Annotated in this window: 24 protein-coding genes; 11 read left to right on the top strand and 13 right to left on the bottom strand. The window is 68.5% G+C overall.

Translation table 11 applies throughout. The annotated features are described in order from the left end of the window. Positions 1-56: 56 nt before the first annotated feature. Positions 57-1,229, bottom strand: coding sequence for a ChaN family lipoprotein (locus ACSVC7_RS02885; RefSeq protein ID WP_448202674.1), 1,173 nt, complete (start codon positions 1,227-1,229; stop codon positions 57-59). A 139-nt stretch (positions 1,230-1,368) separates the two neighbouring features. Between ACSVC7_RS02885 and ACSVC7_RS02890 the strand changes: the two genes are divergently transcribed. Then, entirely contained in the window at positions 1,369-2,106 is a 738-nt protein-coding gene (locus tag ACSVC7_RS02890; RefSeq protein ID WP_448202673.1) for an SDR family NAD(P)-dependent oxidoreductase, read from the top strand. Between the two features lie 219 nt (positions 2,107-2,325). On the opposite strand, the gene ACSVC7_RS02895 is transcribed toward ACSVC7_RS02890, so the two are convergent. Both ACSVC7_RS02895 and ACSVC7_RS02900 read right to left on the bottom strand, forming a co-directional pair. Further along, a complete protein-coding gene (locus ACSVC7_RS02895; RefSeq protein WP_448202672.1) occupies positions 2,326-3,102 on the bottom strand; it encodes an Hpt domain-containing protein in 777 nt (258 codons plus the stop codon). A gap of 110 nt (positions 3,103-3,212) precedes the next feature. Next, on the bottom strand, positions 3,213-3,758 hold the full coding sequence (locus ACSVC7_RS02900) for a hypothetical protein (protein ID WP_448202671.1): 546 nt from the start codon (positions 3,756-3,758) through the stop codon (positions 3,213-3,215). 237 nt (positions 3,759-3,995) lie between these two features. Here ACSVC7_RS02900 and ACSVC7_RS02905 point away from each other — a divergent pair, with 237 nt between their 5' ends. Together ACSVC7_RS02905 and lpdA are read left to right on the top strand one after the other, a co-directional pair. After that, positions 3,996-4,475 carry a hypothetical protein gene (locus ACSVC7_RS02905; RefSeq protein WP_448202670.1) on the top strand — a complete coding sequence of 160 codons (480 nt, stop codon included), beginning with the start codon at positions 3,996-3,998 and terminating at the stop codon, positions 4,473-4,475. Positions 4,476-4,671: 196 nt separating this feature from the next. Then, a complete protein-coding gene (lpdA, locus tag ACSVC7_RS02910) occupies positions 4,672-6,072 on the top strand; it encodes a dihydrolipoyl dehydrogenase (protein WP_448202669.1) in 1,401 nt (466 codons plus the stop codon). Positions 6,073-6,278: 206 nt separating this feature from the next. Here the strand turns inward: lpdA and ACSVC7_RS02915 are convergent, their stop codons facing one another. From ACSVC7_RS02915 to fsa, 3 genes are read right to left on the bottom strand one after another with little or no spacing between them, the layout of a single operon-like run. Then, on the bottom strand, positions 6,279-7,235 hold the full coding sequence (locus tag ACSVC7_RS02915; protein WP_448202668.1) for a tyrosine recombinase XerC: 957 nt from the start codon (positions 7,233-7,235) through the stop codon (positions 6,279-6,281). A gap of 24 nt (positions 7,236-7,259) precedes the next feature. Beyond that, positions 7,260-7,973: a DUF484 family protein gene (locus tag ACSVC7_RS02920; RefSeq protein ID WP_448202667.1), complete on the bottom strand. Its 714-nt coding sequence runs from the start codon at positions 7,971-7,973 to the stop codon at positions 7,260-7,262. 53 nt (positions 7,974-8,026) lie between these two features. Then, a complete protein-coding gene (gene fsa / locus ACSVC7_RS02925) occupies positions 8,027-8,683 on the bottom strand; it encodes a fructose-6-phosphate aldolase (RefSeq protein ID WP_448202666.1) in 657 nt (218 codons plus the stop codon). 88 nt (positions 8,684-8,771) lie between these two features. On the opposite strand from fsa, the gene ACSVC7_RS02930 reads away from it, so the two are divergent. Both ACSVC7_RS02930 and ACSVC7_RS02935 read left to right on the top strand, forming a co-directional pair. Continuing rightward, entirely contained in the window at positions 8,772-10,997 is a 2,226-nt protein-coding gene (locus tag ACSVC7_RS02930; RefSeq protein WP_483507948.1) for a primosomal protein N', read from the top strand. A gap of 156 nt (positions 10,998-11,153) precedes the next feature. Next, the gene (locus ACSVC7_RS02935; RefSeq protein ID WP_448202664.1) at positions 11,154-11,657 is read left to right on the top strand and encodes a cache domain-containing protein; all 504 of its coding nucleotides are present in this window, start codon (positions 11,154-11,156) and stop codon (positions 11,655-11,657) included. A 67-nt stretch (positions 11,658-11,724) separates the two neighbouring features. Here the strand turns inward: ACSVC7_RS02935 and ACSVC7_RS02940 are convergent, their stop codons facing one another. Continuing rightward, on the bottom strand, positions 11,725-12,048 hold the full coding sequence (locus tag ACSVC7_RS02940) for a hypothetical protein (RefSeq protein WP_448202663.1): 324 nt from the start codon (positions 12,046-12,048) through the stop codon (positions 11,725-11,727). Between the two features lie 412 nt (positions 12,049-12,460). On the opposite strand from ACSVC7_RS02940, the gene ACSVC7_RS02945 reads away from it, so the two are divergent. From ACSVC7_RS02945 to ACSVC7_RS02970, 6 genes are all read left to right on the top strand, one after another. Next, the gene (locus ACSVC7_RS02945) at positions 12,461-13,030 is read left to right on the top strand and encodes a F0F1 ATP synthase subunit delta (RefSeq protein WP_448202662.1); all 570 of its coding nucleotides are present in this window, start codon (positions 12,461-12,463) and stop codon (positions 13,028-13,030) included. Then, a complete protein-coding gene (atpA, locus tag ACSVC7_RS02950; protein WP_448202661.1) occupies positions 13,030-14,559 on the top strand; it encodes a F0F1 ATP synthase subunit alpha in 1,530 nt (509 codons plus the stop codon). The genes ACSVC7_RS02945 and atpA overlap by 1 nt, the downstream gene beginning before the upstream one ends. Positions 14,560-14,627: 68 nt before the next feature. Further along, a complete protein-coding gene (locus ACSVC7_RS02955; protein WP_448202660.1) occupies positions 14,628-15,515 on the top strand; it encodes a F0F1 ATP synthase subunit gamma in 888 nt (295 codons plus the stop codon). A gap of 70 nt (positions 15,516-15,585) precedes the next feature. After that, the gene (gene atpD / locus ACSVC7_RS02960; RefSeq protein WP_448202659.1) at positions 15,586-17,025 is read left to right on the top strand and encodes a F0F1 ATP synthase subunit beta; all 1,440 of its coding nucleotides are present in this window, start codon (positions 15,586-15,588) and stop codon (positions 17,023-17,025) included. Positions 17,026-17,111: 86 nt separating this feature from the next. Beyond that, a complete protein-coding gene (locus ACSVC7_RS02965; RefSeq protein WP_448202658.1) occupies positions 17,112-17,525 on the top strand; it encodes a F0F1 ATP synthase subunit epsilon in 414 nt (137 codons plus the stop codon). Between the two features lie 197 nt (positions 17,526-17,722). Further along, positions 17,723-18,544, top strand: coding sequence for an acyl-ACP desaturase (locus ACSVC7_RS02970; protein WP_448202657.1), 822 nt, complete (start codon positions 17,723-17,725; stop codon positions 18,542-18,544). A gap of 25 nt (positions 18,545-18,569) precedes the next feature. Here ACSVC7_RS02970 and ACSVC7_RS02975 read toward each other — a convergent pair whose 3' ends face one another. From ACSVC7_RS02975 to rlmH, 6 genes are all read right to left on the bottom strand, one after another. Further along, positions 18,570-19,070 carry an RNA pyrophosphohydrolase gene (locus tag ACSVC7_RS02975; protein ID WP_448202656.1) on the bottom strand — a complete coding sequence of 167 codons (501 nt, stop codon included), beginning with the start codon at positions 19,068-19,070 and terminating at the stop codon, positions 18,570-18,572. Between the two features lie 6 nt (positions 19,071-19,076). Then, positions 19,077-20,339: a divergent polysaccharide deacetylase family protein gene (locus ACSVC7_RS02980; RefSeq protein ID WP_448202655.1), complete on the bottom strand. Its 1,263-nt coding sequence runs from the start codon at positions 20,337-20,339 to the stop codon at positions 19,077-19,079. A gap of 11 nt (positions 20,340-20,350) precedes the next feature. Next, the gene (locus tag ACSVC7_RS02985) at positions 20,351-21,796 is read right to left on the bottom strand and encodes a S41 family peptidase (protein WP_448202654.1); all 1,446 of its coding nucleotides are present in this window, start codon (positions 21,794-21,796) and stop codon (positions 20,351-20,353) included. Continuing rightward, a complete protein-coding gene (locus ACSVC7_RS02990; protein ID WP_483507952.1) occupies positions 21,797-23,095 on the bottom strand; it encodes a murein hydrolase activator EnvC family protein in 1,299 nt (432 codons plus the stop codon). A 285-nt stretch (positions 23,096-23,380) separates the two neighbouring features. Next, a complete protein-coding gene (gpmI, locus tag ACSVC7_RS02995) occupies positions 23,381-24,946 on the bottom strand; it encodes a 2,3-bisphosphoglycerate-independent phosphoglycerate mutase (protein WP_448202653.1) in 1,566 nt (521 codons plus the stop codon). Between the two features lie 72 nt (positions 24,947-25,018). Then, the gene (gene rlmH / locus ACSVC7_RS03000; RefSeq protein WP_448202652.1) at positions 25,019-25,477 is read right to left on the bottom strand and encodes a 23S rRNA (pseudouridine(1915)-N(3))-methyltransferase RlmH; all 459 of its coding nucleotides are present in this window, start codon (positions 25,475-25,477) and stop codon (positions 25,019-25,021) included. Positions 25,478-25,481 lie beyond the last annotated feature (4 nt).

Here is a 25,481-nt window from a genome sequence, read left to right on the forward strand (position 1 = left end):
CCCAACAAGTGTTGCGATGCGGACCTGTTGGGTTTCGGCTGGGGCCTCAACCCAACCTACGGGCCCTGCTCCGCGGGGAATTTCGCCACCAGCTCTGTCGTTCCCTGCTCGCGCTTGATGGTCAGCGGCAGCCATGTGCCGGGCGCCTGGCGCTGCACCACGGCGGTGAGGTCGGAGGCCTGATGCACCGGCGCGCCGGCGGCGGCCACCACGATGTCTCCGGGGGTCAGGCCGGCGGCGGCGGCGACGCTGCCCTCAACCACGGAGCGGACCTGCACGCCGCCCTCGCCGGGCTCCAGCATCACGCCCAGGCGAGGGCGACTCGGCTCGGGGGAGTCGCTGTCGCCCAGGCCGTAGACCGCGTCGGCAACGCGCCCGTCCAGCCCGTCGCAGGGCCGGTCGGCGTCCCAGGGCAGCAGGACCAGCGAATCGGCGACGCCCAGGTCGGCCAGCTGGAAGGGCACGCCGTCGTGCCCCTCGATGTGGCCCATGCCCAGGATGGCGACCACGGTGCGGCCGGTTCCGCGGTGGGTCGCGGCGATGCGCTCCGCCATGGCGCGGTCCCAGACCGATTGCGCCTCCACGAAGCGCTGGAAGCTCGCCGACTCGCGCTCCTTCGGGCCGTGGGCGGCCATCGCCTCGCGCAGGCGGTCGGTGTAGCTGGCGGGCGGCGGGGCCGGGTTGCCGACGCCCGCGCGCTCGGCGGCCGGAATGGCGGCCCAGCCCTCCCGCGCGGTGCGGCTGACCAGCCCGCGCTCCACGTTCAGGGCGATCACCGGCAGGCGGTTCATGCGCGCGAAATGCAGGATGGGCAGATAGAACTGCGCGTCGAAGCCCCAGACCTTCGGCCAGTTCGTCTGCTTCAGGAGTTCGGCCTCGGACAGATGGCCGGCGCTCCAGCGGTCGAGCACCGGCTGGGCGCTGCGCGGCAGCATCTCCAGCCCGACGGCGAGCTTGGGGTTCAGCGCGTATAGCTCGATCAGCGTGTGCAACTGCCAGCGGTGATGCTCGGCGCTGTCGTGCTGCTCGCCCAGCAGGACGGCGGGGGCCTTGGCGGCGCGGCGCAGCAGATCGGCGGCGTCCACCGGGCGGGCCGAGGCGTCCGCCCAGCCTCCGGGCTTCACGCAGGCGGCGGCGGGCGGCGGGGGCTGGTCGGGCGCGGCCGCCCGCCCGGTGGACGCCGCCGCGCAGCCGGCGAGCAGCAGCGCAGCCATCATACGGGGGAGCACGTCGTCAGCCCTCCTCGACCCATCAGCGAAGCGTGTCGTTGTCTGTCCTGAAGGTTGGTCGCAAACGCATGGCCGTCAACCGGTTGTAAACCGATGGCCCCGCTGGCGCCCTACGGGGAAGCGCGCTATCCTTCGCGTCATGCCGCACCGTAAAACCGTCATTCTCACCGGCGCGAGCCGGGGCATCGGCCACGCCACCGTCCAGCGCTTCAGCGCCGAGGGCTGGCGGGTCATTTCCTGCTCGCGCGAGGATGTGCCGGCGCACTGCCGGCGCGATCCCAACTGGACCCACCACATCGCGACCGACCTGTCCGACCCGGACAGCCGCGCCCGCTTCGTGGAGGAGGCCAACCGCGCGCTGGATGGGGCACCGCTGCACGCGCTGGTCAACAACGCCGGCATCTCGCCCAAGACGCCGATCAAGGAACGGCTCGGCTGCCTGAACGGCGCCATCGAGGGATGGCACCGGGTGTTCGAGCTGAACTTCTTCGCCCCGCTGGTGCTGGCCCGCGGTTTCGCGGCCCCGCTGTCGCGCGCCAAGGGGGCCATCGTCAACGTGACCTCCATCGCCGGCCACGCGGTGCACCCCTTCGCGGGCTCCGCCTATTCCACCTCGAAGGCGGCGCTGTCGGGTCTGACCCGCGAGATGGCCGTGGAGTTCGCGGAGATCGGCGTGCGCGTCAACGCCGTGGCGCCGGGCGAGATCGAGACCTCCATGACCGGCCCCGAATACGACGTGCTGATTCCGCGCATTCCCCTGAAGCGCATGGGCACGCCGGAAGACGTGGCGGCGGTGATCTTCTATCTGTGCGGCCCGGATGCGGGCTACGTCACCGGGACGGAGATGTTCATCACCGGCGGGCAGCATTTGTTCTGATGGCGTGATTGGTTGTTCGCGTGTCGATCGTCGTGTGGACAACCAAATTCACACGGATTGCACGGATGTGAGCACGGATTTCACGGATTTTTTGAGCTTGCTCAGCGGCGGCTTTTTCGAGAAGCGCGGGCTGGGCAAGCATCAAAAAAAATCCGTGTCATCCGTGCTTAAATCCGCGAAATCCGTGTAATCCCTGTTGTCCCCCGAGAATCCAACCCCTCAGCCGAGGTTGTGCTTCGCCACCACCGCCGCGAAGTCGTCGCCGAAATGCTCGCCGACGCGGATGACGGACACGCCCTGCGGGATTTCCTTCAGGGCCGGGTTGTCCAGGCTCATGGAGGTCAGCAGCGCCATCGGCACGTCGCGGGTCACGCTCATGGCGCGCAGGCCGCGGATGAGGTCCAGGCCCGACAGGCCATCCATCACCATCGACGCGATCAGCATGTCCGGCGGCACGCGCACGGCAAGGCTGATCGACTCGATGGGGTCGCTGACCGTCACGGTGCGGAAGCCGCAGGCTCCCAGCTCTGTCCCCACCTTCTTGGCGACGACCTTGGACGGGGTGACCAGCATGATCTCGACGTTGCGGATCTCGACGTCGGTGATCTCGAACTGGTAGCGCACCGGCAAGGCGCGGATGATCCGGTTGGTCTCGGCCAGCTGCGGCTGCTCGGCGCGGTCCACCAGCTCCGCGATGCGGTCCACGAAGACCTGGGTGTCGGCGAGCTGGCGCAGATCCAGCTCCTTCAGCCCGGCCAGATAGTCTTCCATGCGGTGCGCGACGAGGCTGACCGTCGGGTAGCCGAAGCTGGTCCCCATGCCCTTGAAATTGTGGGCCTCCAGCCGCAGGACGCCGATCGCCTCCCCGTGGTCGCGGGTGCCCTTGCTGGCGCCGTCGATCGCCGTGTTCATCACCTCCAGCCGGTCACGGGCGTCATCGATGAACTCGACGCGCAGGCGGTCTTCAAGATCGTCGGGCGACAGGTTGGAGGCCATGGCACGTATCCGCGTTGGGTGACTGGAGGATTCTTGCAATCCCAAAGGTACACCAGAACCCGAACGCGAAACAAACGCTCACGTATGCCAGGGATAAATCGCCGCGCCGCTTACAACCGGGACAGCAGGTCGTTGAACCAGGCAAGCCGCTGTTCGGCCTGCGCGATGTCCAGGTCCAGCCATTCGGAGAAGTGGCCGTCGGTGCCGGCGCTGGCCTTCTTCAGGTCGCCCAGCCGCGCCAGCTCCGTCTCGCACAGCGAGGCGAGGTGGTCGATCTGGTCGCGCTGCGATTCGATGTCCAGCAGGTGCAGGAAGCGCAGCTTCAGCGCGATCACCAGCTTGTTCAGGCCGTCCGCCGACGGCGCGCGCACGTTGGCGCGCATCAGCGTGTCGAACTCCGTCCGGCCGGCCTCGGTGGCGCCGAGCAGGGCGTTGTCCTCCATGCCCGTGCCGTCCAGCGCCTCGATCAGCCCCTCGTAGCGCAGCATCTCCAGCGACGTGCCCATCAGGTCGAGCGACGGCCCGACGATGCGGTCGAGGAAATGGCGGAGAGCGCCGGCGAGGTCGGCGTAACGCTGCGGCCCGTTCTGGATCAGCGTGCCCAGGACGGCGAGGCGCACGGCCTCTTTCGGCATCAGCGAGTTGTCACGGTACATGGCGACCCCCTGGGCATCGATTGATGTGGATCAAGGCAATGCCTGAAGGTAAGGCGGCGGGGCCGCGAAGTCCAGGGCGCGTATGGTCGGACGGCGAGAGGTCACCGGGCGAGAGGTCACCGGGCGAGAGGTCTGGGGGCGAGAGGTCACGGGGCCAGAGGTCACGGGGAACGGCGGGTCGGGCACCCTGTTGGTCCGGGCAAGGATTCCGAACTTCCATCAGGGGAGACGCACACCGTGACCAAGCTTGCAGCACTCGCCGCCGCGCTGGCGCTGGCCGCCGCCCCGGCGGCGCTGGCGCAGAGCCAGGGGCAGCTCGAAACCCAGAAAGGTCCCCAGGACAAACCCATGCAAAGGGCCACGCCGCAGGACACCGCCGGCCCCGGCCGCAGCTACGGACAGGGTGAGAAGGGCGTGGGCGAGCAGTCCGGGCAGCCGCCGGGCAACCGTCTGGCCCGCCCGGCCGATCCGTCGAAGCCGACGCGCGGCGACGCCATGCAGCCCAACACGAAGCGCAGCGACACCACCGCCACCAACGCCAAGCCCGGCGAGACCCTGACCGACAAGGGCCGCAAGCGCCCCGAAACCGCCGAACGGCCACCGTCAGCCGGCCAGCCGACGCTCGACCGCAGCCACGACACCGACCCCGGCGGGCGCACCCCGATCAAGCGCGCCGACGACGCCAAGAACAACCCGCCCCCGGATCCCAACAAGTGATCCCAACCGTCAGCGCGGCGATCCGCCCGCCATCATGATGAAGCCGCCCGCCGGCAGCGGAGGGGAGGGATGCGCGCCGTGGGGCGAACTGCCCCGTTGCCAGCCGGCGTAAGCGGCGGCATAAATCGGCGCGCGGCCCTCCCCGCTGGACGGGATGGCTTTTGGCAAACACAAAAATGGCGGAAGGAAAGCCCCAATGGCTGAAAGCACATTCGACGTCGTCGTTGTCGGCGGCGGTCCCGGCGGTTATGTCTGCGCGATCCGCGCGGCCCAGCTCGGCTTCAAGGTCGCTTGCGTGGAGAAGCGCACGGCGCTCGGCGGCACCTGCCTGAACGTCGGCTGCATCCCGTCGAAGGCCCTGCTCTCCGCGTCGGAGAAGTTCGAGGAGGCCAAGCACGGCCTCGCCAAGTTCGGCATCAAGGTCGGCGGCGTGGAACTGGACCTGCCGGGCATGCTGGCCCACAAGGACAAGGTCGTTAAGGAAAACACCCAGGGCATCGAGTTCCTGTTCAAGAAGAACAAGATCACCTGGCTGAAGGGCGCGGGCCGCATCACCGCCCCGAACACGGTCGAGGTCGAAGGCGTCGGCACCGTCACCGCCAGCAAGGCCATCGTGATCGCCACCGGCTCCGAGGTCACCCCGCTGCCGGGCATCGAGATCGACGAGCAGAAGATCGTCTCCTCCACCGGCGCGCTGGAGCTGCCGGAGGTGCCGAAGCGCCTCGCCGTCATCGGCGGCGGCGTGATCGGGCTGGAGCTGGGCTCGGTCTGGGGCCGCCTCGGCGCGCAGGTCACGGTGATCGAGTTCCTCGACCGCATCCTGCCGACCATGGACGGCGAAGTGTCCAAGCAGATGCAGCGCATCCTGGGCAAGCAGGGCATGACCTTCAAGCTGGGCGCCAAGGTCACCGGCGCCAAGGTCACCAACACCGGCGTCACCCTGTCGGTCGAGCCCGCCGCCGGCGGCACCGCCGAGCAGATCGAGGCCGACGTGGTGCTGGTCGCCATCGGCCGCCGTCCGTTCATCAACGGCCTGGGCCTCGACGCCGTGGGCGTGGAGCTGGACAACCGCGGCCGCGTGAAGATCGGCAAGCATTTCGAGACCAACGTGCCGGGCATCTACGCCATCGGCGACGTGGTCGAAGGCCCGATGCTGGCCCACAAGGCCGAGGAGGAGGGCGTGGCGCTGGCCGAGCTGCTGGCCGGTCAGGCGGGCCACGTCAACCACGACCTCGTCCCCGGAGTCGTCTACACCTGGCCGGAAGTCGCCGCGGTCGGCAAGACCGAGGAGGAGCTGAAGTCGGCCGGCGTCCAGTACAAGGCCGGCAAGTTCCCCTTCACCGCCAACGGCCGCGCCCGCGCCATGGGCATGACCGAGGGCTTCATCAAGATCCTGGCCGACGCCCGCACCGACAAGGTGCTCGGCGTCCACATGGTCGGCCCGAACGTGTCGGAGATGGTCGCCGAGCTGGCCGTCGCGATGGAGTTCAGCGCCTCCGCCGAGGACATCGCCCGCACCTGCCACGCCCACCCGACCCTGTCGGAAGTGACCAAGGAAGCGGCCCTGGCCGTCGACGGCCGCGCGCTGCACATGTAAGGCCCCCCGTCAATTCCCTCTCCCACCCCCGGTGGGAGAGGGAAGGGGCCCACGAAGTGGGAAGGGTGAGGGCAAGGTTTTCCCGAGAATCCAAAGCATGCGTACCCTGGATTTTTGGATTGACCTTGCCCTCACCCTCCCACCGCCTTGCGGTGGGCCCCTCCCTCTCCCGCCGGAGGCGGGCGAGGGGGTAAAGGGAAAGCCGGCTACTTGCTCTTCGCCCTTGGGTGAGCGGCCCGGTAGACTTCCATCATCTGCTCGCTCTCCACGTCCGTGTAGCGCTGCGTCGTGGACAGGGACGCGTGGCCCAGAAGGTCCTGGATCGCCCGCAGGTCCCCGCCGTCGGCCAGCAGGTGCGTGGCGAAGCTGTGCCGCAACGCGTGTGGCGTGGCCGTTTCCGGCAGACCGATCAGGCGGCGCAGGTCGCGCATCTGCTTCTGGGCGACGGCCGGAGCCAGCTGGCCGCCCCGCACGCCGACGAACAGCGGCGCGTCCGGTCCCTGCCTGTAGGGGCAGGCGTCCATATAGGCCCTCACCGCCTCCGCCACCGCCGGCAGCACCGGGACCATCCGCTCCTTCTGGCCCTTGCCCTTGACTCGCAGGGTCTCGCCCAACGGCGCGTCCTTGCGCGTGAGGTTCAGCGCCTCCGAAATGCGCAGGCCGCAGCCGTAGAGCAGGGTGAACAGCGCGCGGTCGCGCTTGCCGATCCAGGGATCGTCCGGCTCCTTCTCCGACGCTTCCAGCAGGCGGTCGGCGTCCAGCACGGTCAGGGGGCGCGGCATCGGGCGCTTGACCTTGGGCGTGGACAGCGTGCCGATGGCCGGGTTGTGCAGCCGGCCGCTGCGGTCCATCCAGCGGAAGAAATTGCGCACGGCGGCCAAGGCCCGCGCGCGGCTCGCCGCGATCAGCCCCTCGTTGGCGAGGTGCGACAGCCAGGCGCGGAAGGCCGCCGCCTCCAGCCCGCCCAGGTCGTTCATCGACGGCGGGCGCGCCTGATAGCCGGTCAGGAACTCCAGGAACCCGGCCACGTCGCCGATGTAGGCGGTGAGCGTGTGGGGGGAGACGTTGCGCTCGCTCTCCATCCAGCGGCGCCAATGGACCAGCACGTCCTGCACGTCGGGCTGGGCCGAGAAGCCGAGCACGGCTTCCTTTTTTCCGGTCATGCTTGTCCGGTCATTCTGGTCTGGTCACGCAGGCAGTTCGAGCCAGCCGCGGATCACCCGCTCCACCACGCGGGCGAGGAAGCCAACCAGCTCCGTCCCCTGGCCGGTGTGGAAGGTGTCCGGTTCGCGGCTGCCGAAGGCGAGCATGCCCTCCGGCGTCTCGCTGGAGACCTGAAGGCGGATCAGCGCTTCCGACCGCACCAGCCCCGCGCCGGGTCCGTAGAGTTCCGGGTCGCCGTGGATGTCGGCGTTCAGCGCCACGTCGGCCTTGCCGAGCCAGCGATCGACGGTCCCCGACTCCACCACCCGCACGCCGGAGGTCTGGACGTGCGGCGTGTCCTGCCCGTTCGACTCGACGATCAGACAGGCCACGTCCAGGTCCAGCAGCACGGCCAGATCGGTCGTGATGGTCTGGATCAGCTGCTCGAAGCTCTGCGCGTCCAGCAGGAACAGCACGGCCGCGTGGATGCGGTTCTGGCTGTTCAGATTGGCGCGGGAGGTGCCGATCAGCTCCCGCTGCTGGTCCTTCAGGTGGCGGATCTCGCCGCGCAGGCGCTCCACCATGTAGGCCTGCAGGTCCACCACCCCCCGGCCGCGGTCCTGGGACGGCGGCGTCAGGTGGTGGACCAGCTCGGCGTGCTGGACCAGGAAGTCGGGATGGTCCCGCAGGTAGGCGCACACGTCCTCGGCGGTCAGCGTGTCCTTCAGGCGGTGGGTGTGTCCCGGCTCTCGGCCCATGATGGCGTTCCCGTGTCCTTGTCCTTCAGGATGGCCCTTACAGGATCGGCCCTTTACAGGATGGACTGGCCGGTCTTCTTCCAGTCCTCGACGAACTGGGCCAGGCCCTTGTCGGTCAGCGGGTGGTTGAACAGCTGCTTCAGCACCGACGGCGGGGCGGTCACGACATGGGCGCCCAGGCGGGCGGCCTTGACGATGTGCATCGGGTTGCGGATCGAGGCGACCAGAACCTCGGTCTTGAAGTAGTCGTAGTTGCTGTAAATCTCGCAGATGTCGGCGATGATGCCCATGCCGTCCTGGCCGACGTCGTCCAGGCGGCCGACGAAGGGCGACACGAAGCTGGCGCCGGCCTTGGCGGCCAGGATCGCCTGCGCCGGCGAGAAGCACAGCGTGACGTTGACCATCGTCCCTTCGGAGGACAGGATCTTGCAGACCTTCAGGCCCGCCGGGGTCAGCGGCACCTTGACCGCGACGCGGTGGGAGATCTTGGCAATCTTGTGGCCTTCGGCCAGCATGGTTTCGAAGTCGGTGGAGGCCACCTCGGCGCTGACCGGGCCGTTCACCACGTCACAAATTTCGGCCACAAGGTCCAGGAAGCTGCGACCGGTCTTGGCGACGAGGGAGGGGTTGGTGGTAACACCGTCCAGCAGGCCGGTGTCGGCCAGATCGCGGATCTCGGCGATATCGGCGGTGTCGACGAAGAACTTCATGACCACGAATCCATACTTGCTGAGGAAGTCCGGGCCCTGTCGCCCGGGATATGTTGCCCGGCGTTTCGGCCAGGGGGCACTCTAGCCCATGTGTGCCGCTTCCGCCAGTTCCGGGGTCCCCCTTCAGGCTGATCTTCTGGGGGCGGACCCGCGCGTTCGCGTGCTTTTGCCCCTGCCGCTGCCGGAGCCCTACGACTACCGCGTGCCCGCCGGGACGACTCTCAACCCGGGGGACTATGTGGAAGTTCCGCTGGGTCCGCGCCGCGTGCTCGGCGTGGTGTGGGGGGAGGGGGCCGGCGTGGTCGAGTCCGCCCGGCTGAAGCCGGTCGTCCGTCGCTTCGATGTGCCGCCGATGCCGGAGGTGGAGCGGCGCTTCATCGACTGGGTCGCCGCCTACACCATGACTCCGCCGGGCTTTGTCCTGCGCATGGCGATCAGCGTCCCGGCGGCGCTGGAGCCGCCCAAGCCCACGCTGGCCTACCTGCGAAAGCACGATGCCGAACCGCCGCCCGGCTTCAAGATGACCGACCCCCGCCGGCGCGTGCTCGCCCTGCTGGACGACGGTCCCCCGCGCACCCCCGCCGAACTGGCGGAGGAGGCCGGCTGCGGCGTCACCGTGGTGCGCGGGCTGGCCGAGGCCGGCCTGCTGGAGCCCGTGCTGCTGGAACCGACCAAGCTCGGCCGCCCCGACTGCAACCGCCCCGGCCCGACCCTGTCCGGCGACCAGGAGGCCGCCGCCGAGGATCTGCGCACGCGCGTCGCGTCCGGCGTCTACTCCACGGTGCTGCTGGACGGCGTCACCGGCTCCGGCAAGACGGAGGTCTATTACGAGGCGATCGCAGCCGCGCTGAAGCAGGGCAAGCAGGCGCTGGTGCTGCTGCCGGAAATCGCGCTGTCCGCCCAATGGCTGGAGCGCTTCGCCCGCCGCTTCGGCGCGCCGCCCGCCGAGTGGCATTCGGAGCTGACCGGGGCGCAGCGCCGGGACACCTGGCGCGCCGTGGCGAAGGGAGAGGTGCCGGTGGTGGTCGGCGCCCGCTCCGCCCTGTTCCTGCCCTACAAGGACCTGGGCGTCATCATCATCGATGAGGAGCACGACGCCGCCTATAAGCAGGAGGAGGGCGCCATCTACCACGCCCGCGACATGGCGGTGGCGCGGGCGCATCTGGGCGGCATCCCCATCGTGCTGGTCTCGGCGACCCCGTCGCTGGAAACCAAGGTCAACGCCGACAGCAACCGCTACGCCCGCATTCACCTGCCGGGCCGCCACGGCGGCGCCGTGCTGCCCGACGTGGAACTGATCGACCTGCGAAAGGACCGGCCGCCGGCCCGCCACTGGCTGGCGCCGACCCTGAAGAAAGCCATCGAGGAGACGCTGGCGGAGAAGGAGCAGGTCATGCTGTTCCTGAACCGCCGCGGCTACGCGCCGCTGACGCTCTGTCGGGCCTGCGGGCACCGCCTGCAATGCCCGAACTGCACGGCGTGGCTGGTCGAGCACCGGCTGGCGCGCAAGCTCCAGTGCCACCACTGCGGCCTCTCCCAGCCGCTGACCCCCACCTGCCCCAACTGCGGGGAGGAGGGGACGCTCGCGGCCTGCGGCCCCGGCGTGGAGCGCATCGCGGAGGAGGTGGCGGAGCTGTTCCCCGACGCCCGCGCCGCCATCATGGCCTCCGACACGCTGTTCGGCCCCCGCGCCATCCAGGAAATGGTCCGGCGGATCGCCGACCACGAGCTGGACCTCCTGATCGGCACCCAGGTGATGGCGAAGGGCCACCATTTCCCCATGCTGACCCTGGTCGGGGTGGTGGACGCCGACCTCGGGCTGGCCGGCGGCGACCTGCGGGCGGGGGAGCGGACCTACCAGCTTCTCCATCAGGTGGCCGGGCGCGCCGGGCGCGGCGAGCGGCCGGGACGGGTCATGCTGCAAACCTACATGCCGGAGCATCCGGTGATGCAGGCGCTGGCCGCCGGCGACCGCGACGGCTTCTACCAGCTGGAGGCGGAGATGCGGCTGGAGGCCGGCATGCCGCCCTTCGGCCGGCTGGCCGCGCTGATCGTGTCGGGCGAGGACCCCACGGCGGTGGAGCGGGTGTCCATGGCGCTCGGCCGCGCGGCGCCGCGCAGCGACACGGTCCACATCCTGGGGCCGGCCCCGGCGCCGCTGGCCCTGCTGCGCGGCCGGCACCGGCGCCGTCTTCTGCTGAAGGCGCCGCGCACCGTTCAGGTGCAGCCGCTGATCGCCCGCTGGCTGGAGCAGGTGGAAATCCCGCCGAACGTCCGCGTGCAGGTGGACATCGACCCCTACAGTTTTCTGTAGAGGGAGGCGTCTATGAAGCCGTCGCGCTCTTGTGAAGGGGGACTGCGACCGATTGTCCCTGCGCGCTCCGCAAGGCTCCTGTGACGATTGGATCGTTGCAGTCTCTAAACCTTGGTACTACCAGACTGTCGTCGTCGTTCCATTCCGAGTCCCCCCATGCCCAGGCTGCCCGGCCGCCTTCACCTTCAAACGCTGCTGACGGTGCTTCCCGTTCTGCTCCTGCTGCTCGTCATCGCGGTGGCGGCGGGCGTGCCCGCGGGGACCCGCGGGACGGAGGCGGAGGCCAAGGCGCTGCTCGACAAGGCCGCGACCTTCCTGCGCGGGCACGGCGCCGCCGCCGCGGCGGACGCCTTCTCGCGCCGCGACGGGGCCTTCATCGACCGCGACCTGTACCCGACGCTGATCGACCGGGACGGCAACATGGTGGCCCACGGCTGGACGCCGACGCTGAACGGCGCGAACCTGATGGATCTGAAGGACGTGGACGGCCGGCCCTTCATCCGCGAGGCGCTGGACCTCGTCGCGGAGAAGGGGGCGGGGGCGGTGTCCTACAAATGGACGGACCCGCTGTCGGGCCAGATCGCACCGAAGACGATGCATGTCCGCCGGATCGACCTGGACGGGGCGCCCTATATGCTGTCGGTCGGGGTGTACCGGTAAAGCGGCGACTCGGGCGGGCTTTTCAGGAAAAACGACGCCTGGAGCGCCCCGAATCAGAGAACGGGAATCAGAGAACGGAAAGGCCGCGTTCGGCGCGCGGGCGGGGGCGCCAGATCGACAGGCACTCGGCCGCCGTGGCGCCGGTCCCGATGCCGTACCAGCCCGAACGGTCGTTGAAGGACAGGCTGTAGCGGCCGCGCCCATCGCGCTCGAACCGGAAGACGGGGCGGTCCACGCCCGGCAGAAGGACCAGAAGGCGGTCGAACTCGCGGCCCGTCTCGCGGACGACGCCGGCCCAGTGGCCCAGGCGCAGCTTCGGCTCCGCCACCGATTCAAACTCGGTGAGATCGGCGGGCGTGAAGCGGGCGCAGGAGAAGGCGACGACGGTCATGGCTGGCCTTGGTCTTTTCTGGTCTGACGGGCGATTCAAGACGCGCGAATTGAAGAAGCGCTTTTGGATGGGGTGCGTCGACGGTCGAGTCTTGTCGATGCAACGCGATGGGGGCACGGTGGGCTTGAATGGTTAAGCGGATGTTAAACGACCGCTAAGGTCACAGCCTCGTCCTCTTGACGCCTCTTGCGTCTGCAAAGTGGTATGTCCATTTTACGGCGGCGTCCTTTGCCAACCCCGCATGGCGCTTGATCAAATAGCCGCACTCAAATTGTCCAGACCCCGTTGCGCGGGGGCTAATCCTGTGATATTGGACCGCTCGCTTTCGCGGGCTGGGCCGACGCGATGTGGGTTTACGACCCTTTAAGGCCCTGAAAATTCACCGTCTACCGAACTCAATTCGAGGGATCAGGTGGCATCCGAAGGTACAGGCGTTTCCGAACTCGCTACGCGCTACTCCATCGCGCTGTTCGAGCTTGCGGATGAGAACAAAGCGCTGGATCAGGTCGCGAGCGATCTGACGACGCTGAAGCAAATCCTGGCCGAGAGCGCCGACCTTCGCCGCCTCGTCCGTAGTCCCGTGATCAGCCGTGCCGATCAGGGCCGGGCCATGGCCGCGGTTCTGGATCGCGCCGAGGTCTCCGATCTGACCAAGCGTTTCATCGGGCTGGTGGCCAAAAACCGCCGCCTGTTCGCGCTTGAGGGCATGATCGACGGCTATCTGGCCGAACTGGCCCGTCGCCGAGGCGAAGTGACCGCTCAGGTCACGTCCGCGAAGCCGCTGAGCGACGCTCAGCTCGCCGCGGTCACGGACGCCCTCAAGGCGTCGATCGGATCGAAGGTGTTGGTCAACACCACGGTCGATCCCGCGCTGATCGGGGGCATGATCGTTAAGTTCGGCTCGCGCATGGTCGATACCTCCGTGCGCACGAAGCTGGACAAATTGCAACTCGCCATGAAGGCCTCAGGGGGATCAGTCTGATGGATATCCGCGCCGCAGAAATCTCTGCGATCCTCAAGCAGCAGATCGCGAATTTCGGTACCGAGGCGGACGTCGCCGAGGTCGGCCAGGTGCTGTCGGTGGGTGACGGTGTTGCCCGCGTGCACGGCCTGGACAATGTGCGCGCCGGCGAGATGGTCGAGTTCCCCGGTGGCATCAAGGGCATGGCGCTGAACCTCGAGACCGACAACGTCGGTATCGTGATTTTCGGCTCCGACAGCGAGATCAAGGAAGGCGACACCGTCAAGCGCACGGGCACCATCGTGGACGTGCCGGTCGGCCGCGGTCTGCTGGGCCGCGTCGTGGACGGTCTCGGCAACCCGATCGACGGCAAGGGCCCGCTGGTCGACGTCGAGCGCAAGCGCGTCGAGGTGAAGGCCCCCGGCATCATCCCGCGCAAGTCGGTGCACGAGCCGATGCAGACCGGCCTGAAGGCCGTTGACTCGCTGGTTCCGATCGGCCGCGGCCAGCGCGAGCTGATCATCGGTGACCGCCAGACCGGCAAGACCGCCGTCGTCATCGACACCTTCCTGAACCAGAAGCCGATCAACCAGGGCGACGACGAGAGCAAGAAGCTCTACTGCATCTACGTCGCCGTCGGTCAGAAGCGCTCCACCGTCGCCCAGATCGTCAAGACCCTGGAAGACGCCGGCGCCCTGGAATACTCGATCGTCGTTGCCGCGACCGCGTCGGAGCCCGCTCCGCTGCAGTTCCTGGCGCCGTACACCGGCTGCACGATGGGCGAGTACTTCCGCGACAACGGCATGCACGCCCTGATCGTGTACGATGACCTGTCCAAGCAGGCCGTCGCCTACCGTCAGATGTCCCTGCTGCTCCGCCGTCCGCCGGGCCGCGAAGCCTACCCGGGCGACGTGTTCTACCTCCACTCCCGTCTGCTCGAGCGCGCCGCCAAGATGGGCGACAAGCACGGCAACGGCTCGCTGACCGCCCTGCCGGTCATCGAGACGCAGGCCGGCGACGTGTCGGCCTACATCCCGACGAACGTGATCTCGATCACCGACGGCCAGATCTTCCTGGAAACGGGCCTGTTCTATAAGGGCATCCGCCCCGCCATCAACGTCGGTCTGTCGGTGTCGCGCGTCGGCTCGGCCGCCCAGATCAAGGCGATGAAGCAGGTCGCCGGCACCATCAAGATGGAGCTGGCCCAGTACCGCGAAATGGCCGCCTTCGCGCAGTTCGCCTCGGACCTCGACGCCGCCACCCAGCGCCTGCTGGCCCGCGGCGCCCGTCTGACCGAGCTGCTGAAGCAGCCGCAGTTCCAGCCGCTGCCGGTGGAAGAGCAGGTCGTCTCGATCTTCTCGGGCGTGAAGGGCTACCTCGACAAGATCAAGGTCGAGGACGTCAACCGCTTCGAGGCCAAGTTCCTCGGCGAGATCCGGTCCAAGGGTGCCGACATCCTGGCGACGATCCGCAACGAGAAGGCGATCTCGGCGGCGACCGAGGAGAAGCTGAAGGCTTTCCTCGACAGCTTCTCCAAGGTGTTCGTCTGATTGACTGCGGGGGCGTTTCACGCCCCCGCTTTCCACCCGAACGACCCCGAGCGGAATGAAGGGCCGGCATGCCAAGCCTTAAGGACCTAAAGAACCGGATCAGCAGCGTCCAGTCGACGCGCAAGATCACCTCGGCGATGAAGATGGTCGCCGCTTCCAAGCTCCGCCGCGCGCAGGAGCAGGCGGAAGCCGGCCGTCCCTACGCCGAGCGCATGGGCCGCATGCTGGCCTCTCTCGCGGCCAACGTGCAGGACTCCGGAAACGGGCCGAAGCTGATGACGGGCACGGGCGCCGACCAGGTGCACCTCCTGATCATCATCAGCTCCGACCGCGGCCTCTGTGGCGCCTTCAACGGCTCCATCGTCCGCGAGTCGCGCCGCCAGATTCAGCGCCTTCTGTCGGAAGGCAAGACGGTGAAGCTGGTCACCGTCGGCCGCAAGGCCCGCGACCAGCTGCGCCGCGAGTTTGGCTCGCTCATCGTCGAGACCTATGAGGACGTGGGCCGGCGCAAGCTGTCCTTCGCCGATGCCGACATGGTCGCGCAGAAGGTCCTGTCGATGTTCGACGCGGGCGAATTCGACGTCTGCTCGGTGATCTTCAACAAGTTCAAGTCGGCGATTTCGCAGATCGTCACCGTCCAGCAGCTGATCCCCTTCGCCGTCGAGGCGACGCAGGAAGAGGCCGTCGGCGGCGAGGCGAAGGCGATCTACGAGTTTGAGCCGGACGAAGAGCAGATCCTGGCCGAGCTGCTGCCGCGCAACCTGTCCATCCAGGTCTATCGCGCCCTCCTGGAGAGCGCCGCATCCGAACAGGGTGCCCGCATGACCGCGATGGACAACGCGACGCGCAACGCCGGCGACATGATCAACAAGCTGACGATCACCTACAACCGCACGCGCCAGGCCTACATCACCAAGGAGCTGATCGAGATCATCTCCGGCGCCGAGGCGGTCTGACAGGCGCAGCGTTCGCGGTCGATACGACGGCACATCCGACAATTATCGAGTTCCGAGGGAGCTTTACTCCATGGCCACCACCACCCAGGCGACGAACGCCGTCGGCAAGATCACGCAGGTCACGGGCGCCGTTGTCGACGTCCAGTTCGACGGCGAGCTGCCGGCCATTCTGAACGCGCTGCACACGCAGAACGACGGCAAGACCCTCGTTCTCGAAGTTGCGCAGCACCTCGGCGAGAGCACGGTCCGCGCCATCGCCATGGACAGCACCGACGGCCTGGTCCGCGGCGCCGAGGTGACGGACACCGGCGCCCCGATCGCCGTGCCGGTCGGCCCGGCCACCCTCGGCCGCATCATCAACGTGATCGGTGAGCCGATCGACGAGCGCGGCGACCTCGGCGCCGACCGCACTCTGCCGATCCACCGTTCGGCCCCGGACTTCGTCGAGCAGTCGACGGACGCCGAAGTGCTGATCACCGGCATCAAGGTCATCGACCTGCTGGCCCCCTACGCCAAGGGCGGCAAGATCGGCCTGTTCGGCGGCGCCGGCGTGGGCAAGACCGTGACCATCATGGAGCTGATCAACAACGTCGCGAAGGCGCACGGCGGTGTGTCGGTGTTCGCGGGCGTCGGCGAGCGCACCCGCGAGGGCAACGACCTCTACCACGAAATGATCGAGTCGGGCGTCATCAAGCTCGACGGCCCGGGCTCCAAGGTGGCGCTCGTGTACGGTCAGATGAACGAGCCGCCGGGCGCCCGCGCCCGCGTCGCCCTGTCCGGCCTGACGCTCGCGGAATACTTCCGCGACGAGGAAGGTCAGGACGTGCTGTTCTTCGTGGACAACATCTTCCGCTTCACGCAGGCGGGCTCCGAGGTGTCGGCGCTTCTCGGCCGCATCCCCTCGGCGGTGGGTTACCAGCCGACGCTGGCCACGGACATGGGCGCCCTGCAGGAGCGCATCACCTCCACGAAGAAGGGCTCGATCACCTCGGTGCAGGCCATTTACGTGCCCGCCGACGACCTGACCGACCCGGCCCCGGCCACCTCCTTCGCCCACTTGGACGCCACCACGGTGCTGTCGCGTCAGATCGCCGAAATGGCGATCTTCCCGGCGGTGGACCCGCTGGACTCGACCAGCCGCATTCTCGACCCGCGCGTCGTGGGTGAAGAGCACTACTCGGTCGCCCGTTCGGTGCAGCGCGTTCTGCAGACCTACAAGTCGCTGCAGGACATCATCGCGATCCTGGGCATGGACGAGCTGTCGGAAGAGGACAAGCTGGTCGTGGCCCGCGCCCGCAAGATCCAGCGCTTCCTCTCCCAGCCGTTCCACGTCGCCGAGGTGTTCACCGGCACCCCGGGCGTGCTCGTCCCGCTGGAAGAGACGATCCGCGGCTTCAAGGGCATCGTGAACGGCGACTACGACCACCTGCCGGAAGCCGCCTTCTACATGGTCGGCACCATCGACGAGGCGATTGCCAAGGCGAAGAAGCTGGCCGCCGAAGCCGCCTGATAAAAGGCAGCCAAGGTCAACAACGAGGCTCCCCTCTCCCCCGGTCCCGGGGGAGAGGGTTCTTATGAAGAGGCACCAGGAAACCCATGGCCGATAAAGTCGAATTCGAGCTGGTCTCTCCGGAGAAGCTGCTGACCTCGCAGCCCGTCGACATGGTCGTGGTGCCGGGTTCGGAAGGTGATTTCGGTGTTCTCGCCGGTCATTCCCCGATGATCTCGACCGTCCGTCCGGGCGTGATCGATGTCTACGAGGGCGACCGGGTCGTGGACCGGGTGTTCGTCGCTGGCGGCTTCGCCGAGGTGACCGAGGCCCGCTGCACCGTTCTGGCCGAAGAGGCCGTTCCGGTGGCCGACATCGACCGCGCCAAGGTCGAGCAGGACATCCGCGACCTCGGCGAGGATCTGGAGGACGCCAAGTCCGACGACGAGCGCGCCCGGGTGGAGGCGAAGCTCGCCGTCGCCCGCGCCAAGCTCGACGCGACCGGCGCGACCGCCCACTGACATCGGCAACGTGACATCGGCAACGGCCCGAACGCCATCGCGCGCCGGGCCGTTTTCGTTGCAGGGCGGCATCACCGCTTCATATTCGGCCCCTCAGGGCAAAGGCGCCTCCCGGTCAGACCGTTGAGGCGCTTTGTTTTTGGGGCTAGAACATCCACATCGGTGCCAGATCAAGAAGAACCGGGGAGCAGGGCGGAATGGTGGACTTGCACTGGAATTATGAAGAGCTTCCCTGGGACCAACTCGACCGCTCGAAGATCGATCCGGATCTCGTGCCGCTGATAAAGGCGGCGGCGTTGGTCGAGTTCAACGCCGACGATTACACCGCTTACCTCTGCAACGTCTTCCACGACGATCCCGACTTTCAGGAGGTCGCGCGTGGCTGGGCGGTCGAGGAGGTCCAGCACGGGCGTGCGCTCGGCAAATGGGCGGAGCTGGTCGATCCGACCTTCAACTTCGACCGCGCCGTGGAGCGGTTCCGCACCGGCTACCGCGTGCCGATCGACGTGAACTCCTCCGTGCGCGGCTCCCGCAGCGGCGAGATGATCGCCCGCTGCATGGTCGAGACGGGCACCAGCTCCTACTACGCCGCCATCGGCGATTCGACCGACGAACCGCTCCTGAAGCTGATCTGCAAGAACATCGCGGCCGACGAACTGCGCCACTACAAGATCTTCTACACCTACACCAAGAAGTATCTGGAACTGGAGCAGCTCACCAAGTTCCAGCGTCTGAAGGTCGCCCTGTCGCGCATCGGCGAGTCGGAGGACGACGAGCTGGCCTACGCCTACTTCGCCGCCAACGCGCCAGAGGGCGAGACCTACGTCCACAAAACCTACAACCAAGCCTACATGCGCCGCGCCTACGGGCGCTACCGGCCGAAACACATCGACCGCGCCGTGGCGATGGTGTTCAAGGCTTGTGGCCTGAAGCCGCACACGCGCTTTTATAACCTCGCGACGCGAGGTGCGTGGTGGCTGGTGGACAGCCGGGCGAAGAAGTTGGCCAAGGTGGCCTGAGGGCTACCACTCAACCGGCCGGTTTTCAGCGGCGAAGCCCGGCGATCACGCCCTGGAATTCGGCCAGCACGGCCTCGTAGACCGGGCGTTTGAAGGGCACGATCAGGTTCGGCAGGTCGTCGGCGTCGACCCATTTCCAGGCGTCGAACTCCGGATGCTCGGTGTCGAGGTCGATGTCCGCGTCGATGCCGGTGAAGCGGGCGGCGATCCACACCTGCTCCTGCCCGCGCCAGCGGCCTTTCCAAACCTTGCCGAGCAGGTGGTCCGGCAGGTCGTAGCGAAGCTTCTCCGCCGTTTCCCCCAGGATTTCGGCCTTGTCAGTGCCGATCTCCTCCTTCAGTTCGCGCAGGGCCGCCTCGTGCACGCCTTCGCCCTCGTCGATGCCACCCTGCGGCATCTGCCAGGCGTCCTTGCTGTCGTAGCGCTTGGCGACGAAGACCTGCCCGCGGTCGTTCAGCAGCATCACCCCCACGCAGGGACGGTAGGGGAGGGCGTTGCGGTCGATGGCCTTGCCGGGCTTGCTCATGGCGACTTACTGCTTCTGAAGATTGGCCACGGCCGAGACCGGCGCGATGACGAAACCGCGGTCGGCGAGGCCGGTGAGCCACAGGTTGATGCGTTCGATGGTGCTGGGGTAGGCCGAGCCGATGCCCACAGCGCTGCCGTTGGCCTTGGCGACGGCCTCCAGCTCCTTCAACTGGTCGTCGATGGCGCCGCGCGACAGGTCGCGGTCGATCACCCGGTCCGCGAAGGCGCGCGGCACGCCGGCCTGTGCGGCGAGCGACCCGCCGACGCTCTTCGGGTTGGCTTTGGCGTCCAGGAACATCAGGCCGCGGGCCTTCATCACGTCAATCACCGGTTTCATGGCGTCGGCCGACCCGGTGAACTTGCTGCCCGTCGTGCTGGTGATGCCCACATAGCCGACCGCCTTGCCCAGCGACCATTCCAGCCGCTCCAGGTTGCGGTCGGGCGCCAGCATGGTCAGCAGGGCGTTGGGGCCCGGATCGTCGCGGGGATAGGTCTGCGGCTCCATGGGCACGGACAGCATGATCTCGTGCCCCTTGCTGCGAGCGCGCTCGACCCAGCTGTCCAGCCGCTCGGCGTAGGGAACGAAGGCCAGCGTCACGGTCGGCGGCAGCTTTTGCAGGGCGTTGCCCGTCGTCACGCCGGACACGCCCAGGTCGGCCAGCACGATGGCGATGCGTGGGCGCTTGTCGGCGGCGGGGAAGGGGCGGGCGTAGACCTGCCAGGGCTTGCGCCCGTCGTCGGAAATGCGCGGCAGCGGACCGTTGCGCGAGTCCTCCACCAGTCCGGGCACCGGTGCCGGAACCAGCGTGACCGGCCCCTCCGCCACAACGGGCGGCAGTGGTGCCGGCACAGCCGGGGCCGCCAGCGCCGGGGTGGCGGCCACCGGCGGCGGGGGCGGAGGCGTCACGGTGGGGGGAGCCGGCGGGGGCGGGGCCGCCACCATTGGGGCCGGCGGAGCGGGCGGCAGCGCGCCCTTCACCGGCACCTGCACCTTGGGAATCCCGGCTTCCCAGGCAAGGGTCGTGTCCTCGGCGTGCATCGCCAGCCACCCGGCCAGACCGCCCAAGGCCAGCACCACCGCGAGGGAGGCGCCGGCCAGCGCCTTGGACGAGGCCGACATCGGCTCCCGCCCCGGCCGGCCGCCTCGCGGAGGGTCCGAAAAACCGTCGTACTGCCGGGCGCGCTTCCCGCGCGAAAGCCAGCCGAAGCCGGGGCGGAAACCCCGGACATCGACCTTCAGGCGGCCCAGCAGAGCGGCGGCGTTCACGGGCGCTCCCCTCAGTGGGTGTTGCGGGCCTGGAACAGGGCGACGCCCCGCAGCAGGTCGAGCGCGCGCGCCAGCTGGTAGTCGAACGGCGGCTGCTGGCCGTTGGCCGCCGCCTCGCCACTCTCACCCGGCGGGGTCGCGCCTGGCGGGGTGTTGGCGGGCGGGGTGTTGGCGTTGGCCGGAGCCTTCGGCGCGCCGCCCGGCACCGGGGCGTTGCTGGCGCCCGGTCCGGGGGCCGGCTGGTTCGGCTGCGTGGTGGCCGGGCGCGGCGGCTGGCCGGCGGCGTCCGGGTTGCGCAGCGCGCCGCGCAGGTCGCTTTCGCGCCGCCGGGCGAGGCCCTGGTCGGTCTCCTCCACCTTGGCCGGATGCACCTCGATGTCCGGGGTGATGCCCAGCGCCTGGATGGAGCGGCCCGACGGGGTGTAGTAGCGCGCGGTGGTCAGGCGCATGGCGCCGTGCCCGGGCAGCGGGATGATGGTCTGGACCGAGCCCTTGCCGAAGGATTGGGTGCCCAGGATCAGCGCCCGCTTGTGGTCCTGCAGCGCGCCGGCCACGATTTCCGACGCCGAGGCCGAACCGCCGTTGATCAGCACCACCACCGGCAGGCCCTTGGCGAGGTCGCCGGGCTTGGCGTTGTAGCGCGTGCCCTCCTCGGCCTTGCGGCCGCGGGTGGAGACGATCTCGCCCTTGTCGAGGAAGGTGTCGGACACCGACACCGCCTGGTCGAGCAGGCCGCCGGGGTTGTTGCGCAGATCCAGCACGTAGCCCTTCAGCTTGTCGCCGATCTGTTGCTGGATGGAGGCGATGGCCTTCTCCAGCCCCTGCTGCGTCTGCTCGTTGAAGCTGGTGATGCGGATGTAGCCGATGTCGCCCTCGGTGCGGTAGCGGACCGACTGCACCTTGATGACGGCGCGGGTCAGCGTGACCTCGAACGGCTCGCCAGCCTCGCCGCGGCGGACGGTGACCTTGATGTCGCTGCCCACGGGGCCGCGCATCTTCTCCACCGCCTCGTTCAGGGACAGGCCCATGACCGCCTCGCCGTTCAGCTGGACGATCAGGTCGCCCGGCTGCAACCCGGCCCGGAAGGCGGGGGTGTCGTCGATGGGCGACACGACCTTGATCAGGCCGTTTTCCATCGTGACCTCGATGCCCAGCCCGCCGAATTCGCCGCGGGTCTGCACCTGCATGTCCTGGAAGCTCTTCCGGTTCAGGTAGCTGGAATGCGGGTCGAGCGAGGTCAGCATGCCGTTGATGGCGGACTCGACAAGCTGCTCGTCCGTCACCTGTTCGACATATTCGGCGCGCACACGCTCGAACACGTCGCCGAACAGGTTCAGCTGCCGGTAGGTTTCCGACGTGTTGCTGCTGTTGTTGTTCGATTGTGCGGTGACGGTGGCAACGCCGGCGCCCAGGAACACCAGGGCGGCTGCTGTGGCGGCACGCTTCGCTATCCTCATCTACCCTTGTCCTTTCCCCTCCGGGGCGCCGAAACCCCGCTGCGGGTTGATCGGCTGACCATGTCTTCGAAGCTCGAAGTAGAGATCCGGGTTGCCGTCGGCGGGCATCTGGCCGATCGGCTCTCCCGTGGCCACGCGCTTTCCAACGGCCGTGTCGATGCGGCCAAACCCAGCAATCAGGCTATGATATCCATTGCTGTGTTCCACGATCAAGATTTGCCCATAACCGCGGAACGGGCCGGCGAACACGATCGTTCCGGCCTGGGGCGTCACCACCGTGGCGCCGGGCCGGGCCTGGATGGTGACGCCCCGGCTGGTGGCGCCGAAGCGGTCCGCCTCGCCGTAGCGCACGGCCACCCGGCCGCCCACAGGCAGGCGCTCCCCGCCGGTTGCGGCGCCGGGGGCGGCGCGCTGGGCGGCGGCGATTTCGGCCTCCGCCCTGGCCTTCTGCTCCGCCGCGCGCTGCTCGGCAGCCCGCTGTTCGGCAAGGCGCTGTTCGGCGGCGGCCTTTTCCTCGGCCAGCTTGCGCTCGGCCTCCTTGCGTTCCGCTTCCCGCTGGGCGGCCAGCTTGCGTTCGGTGGCTCTTTGTTCAGCAAGGCGCTGTTCGGCGAGTTTGCGCTCCGCCTCTTTCCGCTCGGCTTCCAGCCGCTCGGCCTCGCGCTTGGCGGCGGCTTCGGCCGCGCGGCGTTCGGCCTCGATTCGCTCCATCAACTGGCGCAGGTCGGCGGCTTGGCCGGTCAGGCGCGCGGTGTGCTGGGCGACCTGGACGCGCTCGCCCTCGGTCTGGCGCGACAGCTCCTCGCGTCGGGCGACCAGCCGGGCCATCTCCTTGCGCCGTTCGGCCAGAGCCGTCCGGGCGGCCAGCGTGCGGGCGCGCTGCCCTTCCAGCTTTTCCCGCGTTTCGGCCAGCTTCGTGAGCGCGCTTGCCAGCTCGTCGGCGCGGGCACGCAGGGCCGGCACGGTGTCGCGCAGCAACAGGGCGGAGCGCAGCGTGTCCACCGGCCCCTCCGGCCGGGCGAGTGCCGCTTCCGGCGGGATGCGGGCGAGTCGCTGAAGGGCGGCGAGCAGGCCGGCGATCTGCTGGCGCTCGCCGTCCAGGCGGGCCGAGCGTTCGCGCTCCTCCGCCTCCAGGGCGGTCAGCGTCTCTTCCAACTGGTCGAGGTCGCCTTCCTGGGCGCGTTCCTCGTCGGCCAGCCCGACCAGCTTGGCGCGCAGGTCGTCCAGTTCGCGCTGAAGGGCCTGCGACTGCTGTTCCAGCTGCTTCTGACGGGCCTTGTCGGCCTGGATTTCCTGTTCCACCCGCTTCAGCGTCTGGTTGGGCGCCTCGCCCTGCGCGAAGGCCGGCGTCGCGAGGGTGAGGGCGGCGAGTAGCAGGATCGTAGGTTGGGTTGAGCGCCAGCGAAACCCAACACCCGCGGCGTTGCGGAAGTGTTGGGTTTCGCGGGGCTCAACCCAACCTACGGGCCGGTCGGCTTGCGGCGGAGAAAGGGGAATGCGCGTGTGCGGAGGCTGCGAGGCCCCCACCCCGACCCTCCCCCGCTGGGCGGGGGAGGGAGATATGACGGCTTTTCCCCTTCCCATGCCTTATTCCGCGGCGGCTTGCGCGGTGGCGCGGTCGAGGAGGCTGGCGCCGGTCATCTCGGCGGGCTTGGGCAGCGTCATCAGGTCGAGCAGGGTCGGCGCGATGTCGGCCAGACGGCCGCTGCGGATCGCCTTGACGTCGGCGGGGCCGTTGATCAGCAGCAGCGGCACCCGGTCCAGCGTGTGGGCGGTGTGCGGGCCGTTGGTGTCCGGGTCCAGCATCAGCTCGCAGTTGCCGTGGTCGGCGGTGACCAGCATCACGCCGCCCTGTCGGCGCACCGCGGCCTCCAGCCGGCCGAGGCTGGTGTCCACGGCGTTGACCGCCTTCATGGCGGCGTCGAGGAAGCCGGTGTGGCCGACCATGTCGGGGTTGGCGTAGTTGATGACCACGAGGTCGTACTTGCCGCTGTCCACGGCCTCCACGACCTTGTCGGTCACCTCGGCGGCCGACATTTCCGGCTGCAGGTCGTAGGTGGCGACCTTCGGGGACGGCACCAGGATGCGGTCCTCACCCGGATAGACGCGCTCCTCCCCGCCGTTGAAGAAGAAGGTGACGTGCGGGTACTTTTCCGTCTCGGCGATGCGCAACTGAGTCAAACCGGCCTCGCTGACCACTTCGCCCAGCACCTTGGTCAGGGATTTCGGCGGAAAGATGGTCGTCATCAGCTTGGCGAGCGCCGAGGAGTATTCGACCATGCCGACCGCCGCGGCCAGCTTGGGCGCCGCGCCCCGGTCGAAGCCGTCGAAGGCCGGGTCCACGAAGGCGGCCAGGATCTCGCGGGCGCGGTCGGCGCGGAAGTTCGCCATCAGGATGGCGTCTCCGTCCTTCAGGCCGGTGTAGCCGTCGATGATCGTCGGCAGGATGAATTCGTCATGCTTGCCGGTGGCGTAGCTCTGGTCGATGGCCTGGATGGGGTCGGCGGCCTTCTCGCCCTCGGCGCGGACGATGGCGGCGTAGGCCTTCGCCACGCGGTCCCAGCGCTTGTCGCGGTCCATGGCGTAGTATCGGCCGGAGACCGTGGCGACGTTGACGCCCGGCAGCTCGTGCACGTCGGCCATGAACTCGGCGACCTGGTCCTTGGCGCTCTGCGGCGGCACGTCGCGGCCGTCGGTGAAGGCGTGGACCTCCACCGGAACGCCTTCGCGCGACAGCACGGCGGCGAGTGCGGCGATGTGGTCCTGGTGCGAATGCACGCCGCCCGGCGACATCAGTCCCAGGATGTGGCAGCGCCCGCCGGTCTGGTGCAGCGCCTTCACCAGCGCGTTCAGCGCGGCGTTGCGCTCGAACTCGCCCTCGACGATGGCGTGGTCGATCATCACGAGGTCCTGCATGACCACGCGGCCGGCACCCAGGTTCATGTGTCCGACTTCGGAGTTGCCCATCTGCCCCTTGGGCAGGCCGACTTCCTCCTCGCTGGCTTCCAGGAAGGCGCGCGGCTCCGACGACCACAGGCGGTCCCAGTTCGGCGTGTCGCCCAACGCGATGGCGTTGTTCTCACGCTCCTCCCGATAGCCCCAGCCATCCAGGATGCAAAGGACAACGGGTCGGGGACGTTTGGTCTCGGTCATCGCGCTCCTCATACGCCAGTCGTGTTCAGAAAACGGTTCGGGCCGGCACACCCCGTCTCGCCCGGTGTGGAGTCACGCCCGGTGATATGGGTGTCCGGCCAGGATTTGCTGAGCCCGGTAGAGTTGCTCCGCCAGCATGCCCCGCACCAACATATGCGGCCAGGTCATGGCGCCCAAGGCCAAAAGAAAATCGGCGCGCGCCCGCACCGCGTCGCCGTGCCCGTCGGCCCCGCCGATCAGGAAGGCGATGTCGCCCGCCCCCTGGTCGCGCCACGCCCCGATCTTCGAGGCGAAGGCCTCGCTGGGGATCGTCTTGCCGCGCTCGTCCAGCGCGACGACGATGGCGCCGCTGGGGATGGCGGCCAGCAGAAGCTCCGCCTCCTGCCGCTTCAACTCGTCGGACGACAGGCGCTTCTTGACCTCCACCTCGCGGAGCGTCAGGGGCCAGCTCAGCCGCCCGACATACTCCTCGTAGAGGTCGCGCGCCGGACCGGCCCGTGACCGCCCAACGGCGGCGAGCCACAGACGCATGGGT

It is taken from the genome of Azospirillum mesophilum, assembly GCF_053470405.2.

Bases quoted from the DNA above. Each gene is read 5' to 3' on its own strand.
- ACSVC7_RS02890 (WP_448202673.1), top strand. From the start codon at position 1,369: ATGCCGCACCGTAAAACCGTCATTCTCACCGGCGCGAGCCGGGGCATC.
- ACSVC7_RS02895 (WP_448202672.1), bottom strand. From the start codon at position 3,102: ATGGCCTCCAACCTGTCGCCCGACGATCTTGAAGACCGCCTGCGCGTC.
- ACSVC7_RS02900 (WP_448202671.1), bottom strand. From the start codon at position 3,758: ATGTACCGTGACAACTCGCTGATGCCGAAAGAGGCCGTGCGCCTCGCC.
- lpdA (WP_448202669.1), top strand. From the start codon at position 4,672: ATGGCTGAAAGCACATTCGACGTCGTCGTTGTCGGCGGCGGTCCCGGC.
- ACSVC7_RS02915 (WP_448202668.1), bottom strand. From the start codon at position 7,235: ATGACCGGAAAAAAGGAAGCCGTGCTCGGCTTCTCGGCCCAGCCCGAC.
- ACSVC7_RS02920 (WP_448202667.1), bottom strand. From the start codon at position 7,973: ATGGGCCGAGAGCCGGGACACACCCACCGCCTGAAGGACACGCTGACC.
- fsa (WP_448202666.1), bottom strand. From the start codon at position 8,683: ATGAAGTTCTTCGTCGACACCGCCGATATCGCCGAGATCCGCGATCTG.
- ACSVC7_RS02930 (WP_483507948.1), top strand. From the start codon at position 8,772: ATGTGTGCCGCTTCCGCCAGTTCCGGGGTCCCCCTTCAGGCTGATCTT.
- ACSVC7_RS02935 (WP_448202664.1), top strand. From the start codon at position 11,154: ATGCCCAGGCTGCCCGGCCGCCTTCACCTTCAAACGCTGCTGACGGTG.
- ACSVC7_RS02940 (WP_448202663.1), bottom strand. From the start codon at position 12,048: ATGACCGTCGTCGCCTTCTCCTGCGCCCGCTTCACGCCCGCCGATCTC.
- atpA (WP_448202661.1), top strand. From the start codon at position 13,030: ATGGATATCCGCGCCGCAGAAATCTCTGCGATCCTCAAGCAGCAGATC.
- ACSVC7_RS02955 (WP_448202660.1), top strand. From the start codon at position 14,628: ATGCCAAGCCTTAAGGACCTAAAGAACCGGATCAGCAGCGTCCAGTCG.
- atpD (WP_448202659.1), top strand. From the start codon at position 15,586: ATGGCCACCACCACCCAGGCGACGAACGCCGTCGGCAAGATCACGCAG.
- ACSVC7_RS02965 (WP_448202658.1), top strand. From the start codon at position 17,112: ATGGCCGATAAAGTCGAATTCGAGCTGGTCTCTCCGGAGAAGCTGCTG.
- ACSVC7_RS02970 (WP_448202657.1), top strand. From the start codon at position 17,723: ATGGTGGACTTGCACTGGAATTATGAAGAGCTTCCCTGGGACCAACTC.
- ACSVC7_RS02975 (WP_448202656.1), bottom strand. From the start codon at position 19,070: ATGAGCAAGCCCGGCAAGGCCATCGACCGCAACGCCCTCCCCTACCGT.
- ACSVC7_RS02985 (WP_448202654.1), bottom strand. From the start codon at position 21,796: ATGAGGATAGCGAAGCGTGCCGCCACAGCAGCCGCCCTGGTGTTCCTG.
- gpmI (WP_448202653.1), bottom strand. From the start codon at position 24,946: ATGACCGAGACCAAACGTCCCCGACCCGTTGTCCTTTGCATCCTGGAT.
- rlmH (WP_448202652.1), bottom strand. From the start codon at position 25,477: ATGCGTCTGTGGCTCGCCGCCGTTGGGCGGTCACGGGCCGGTCCGGCG.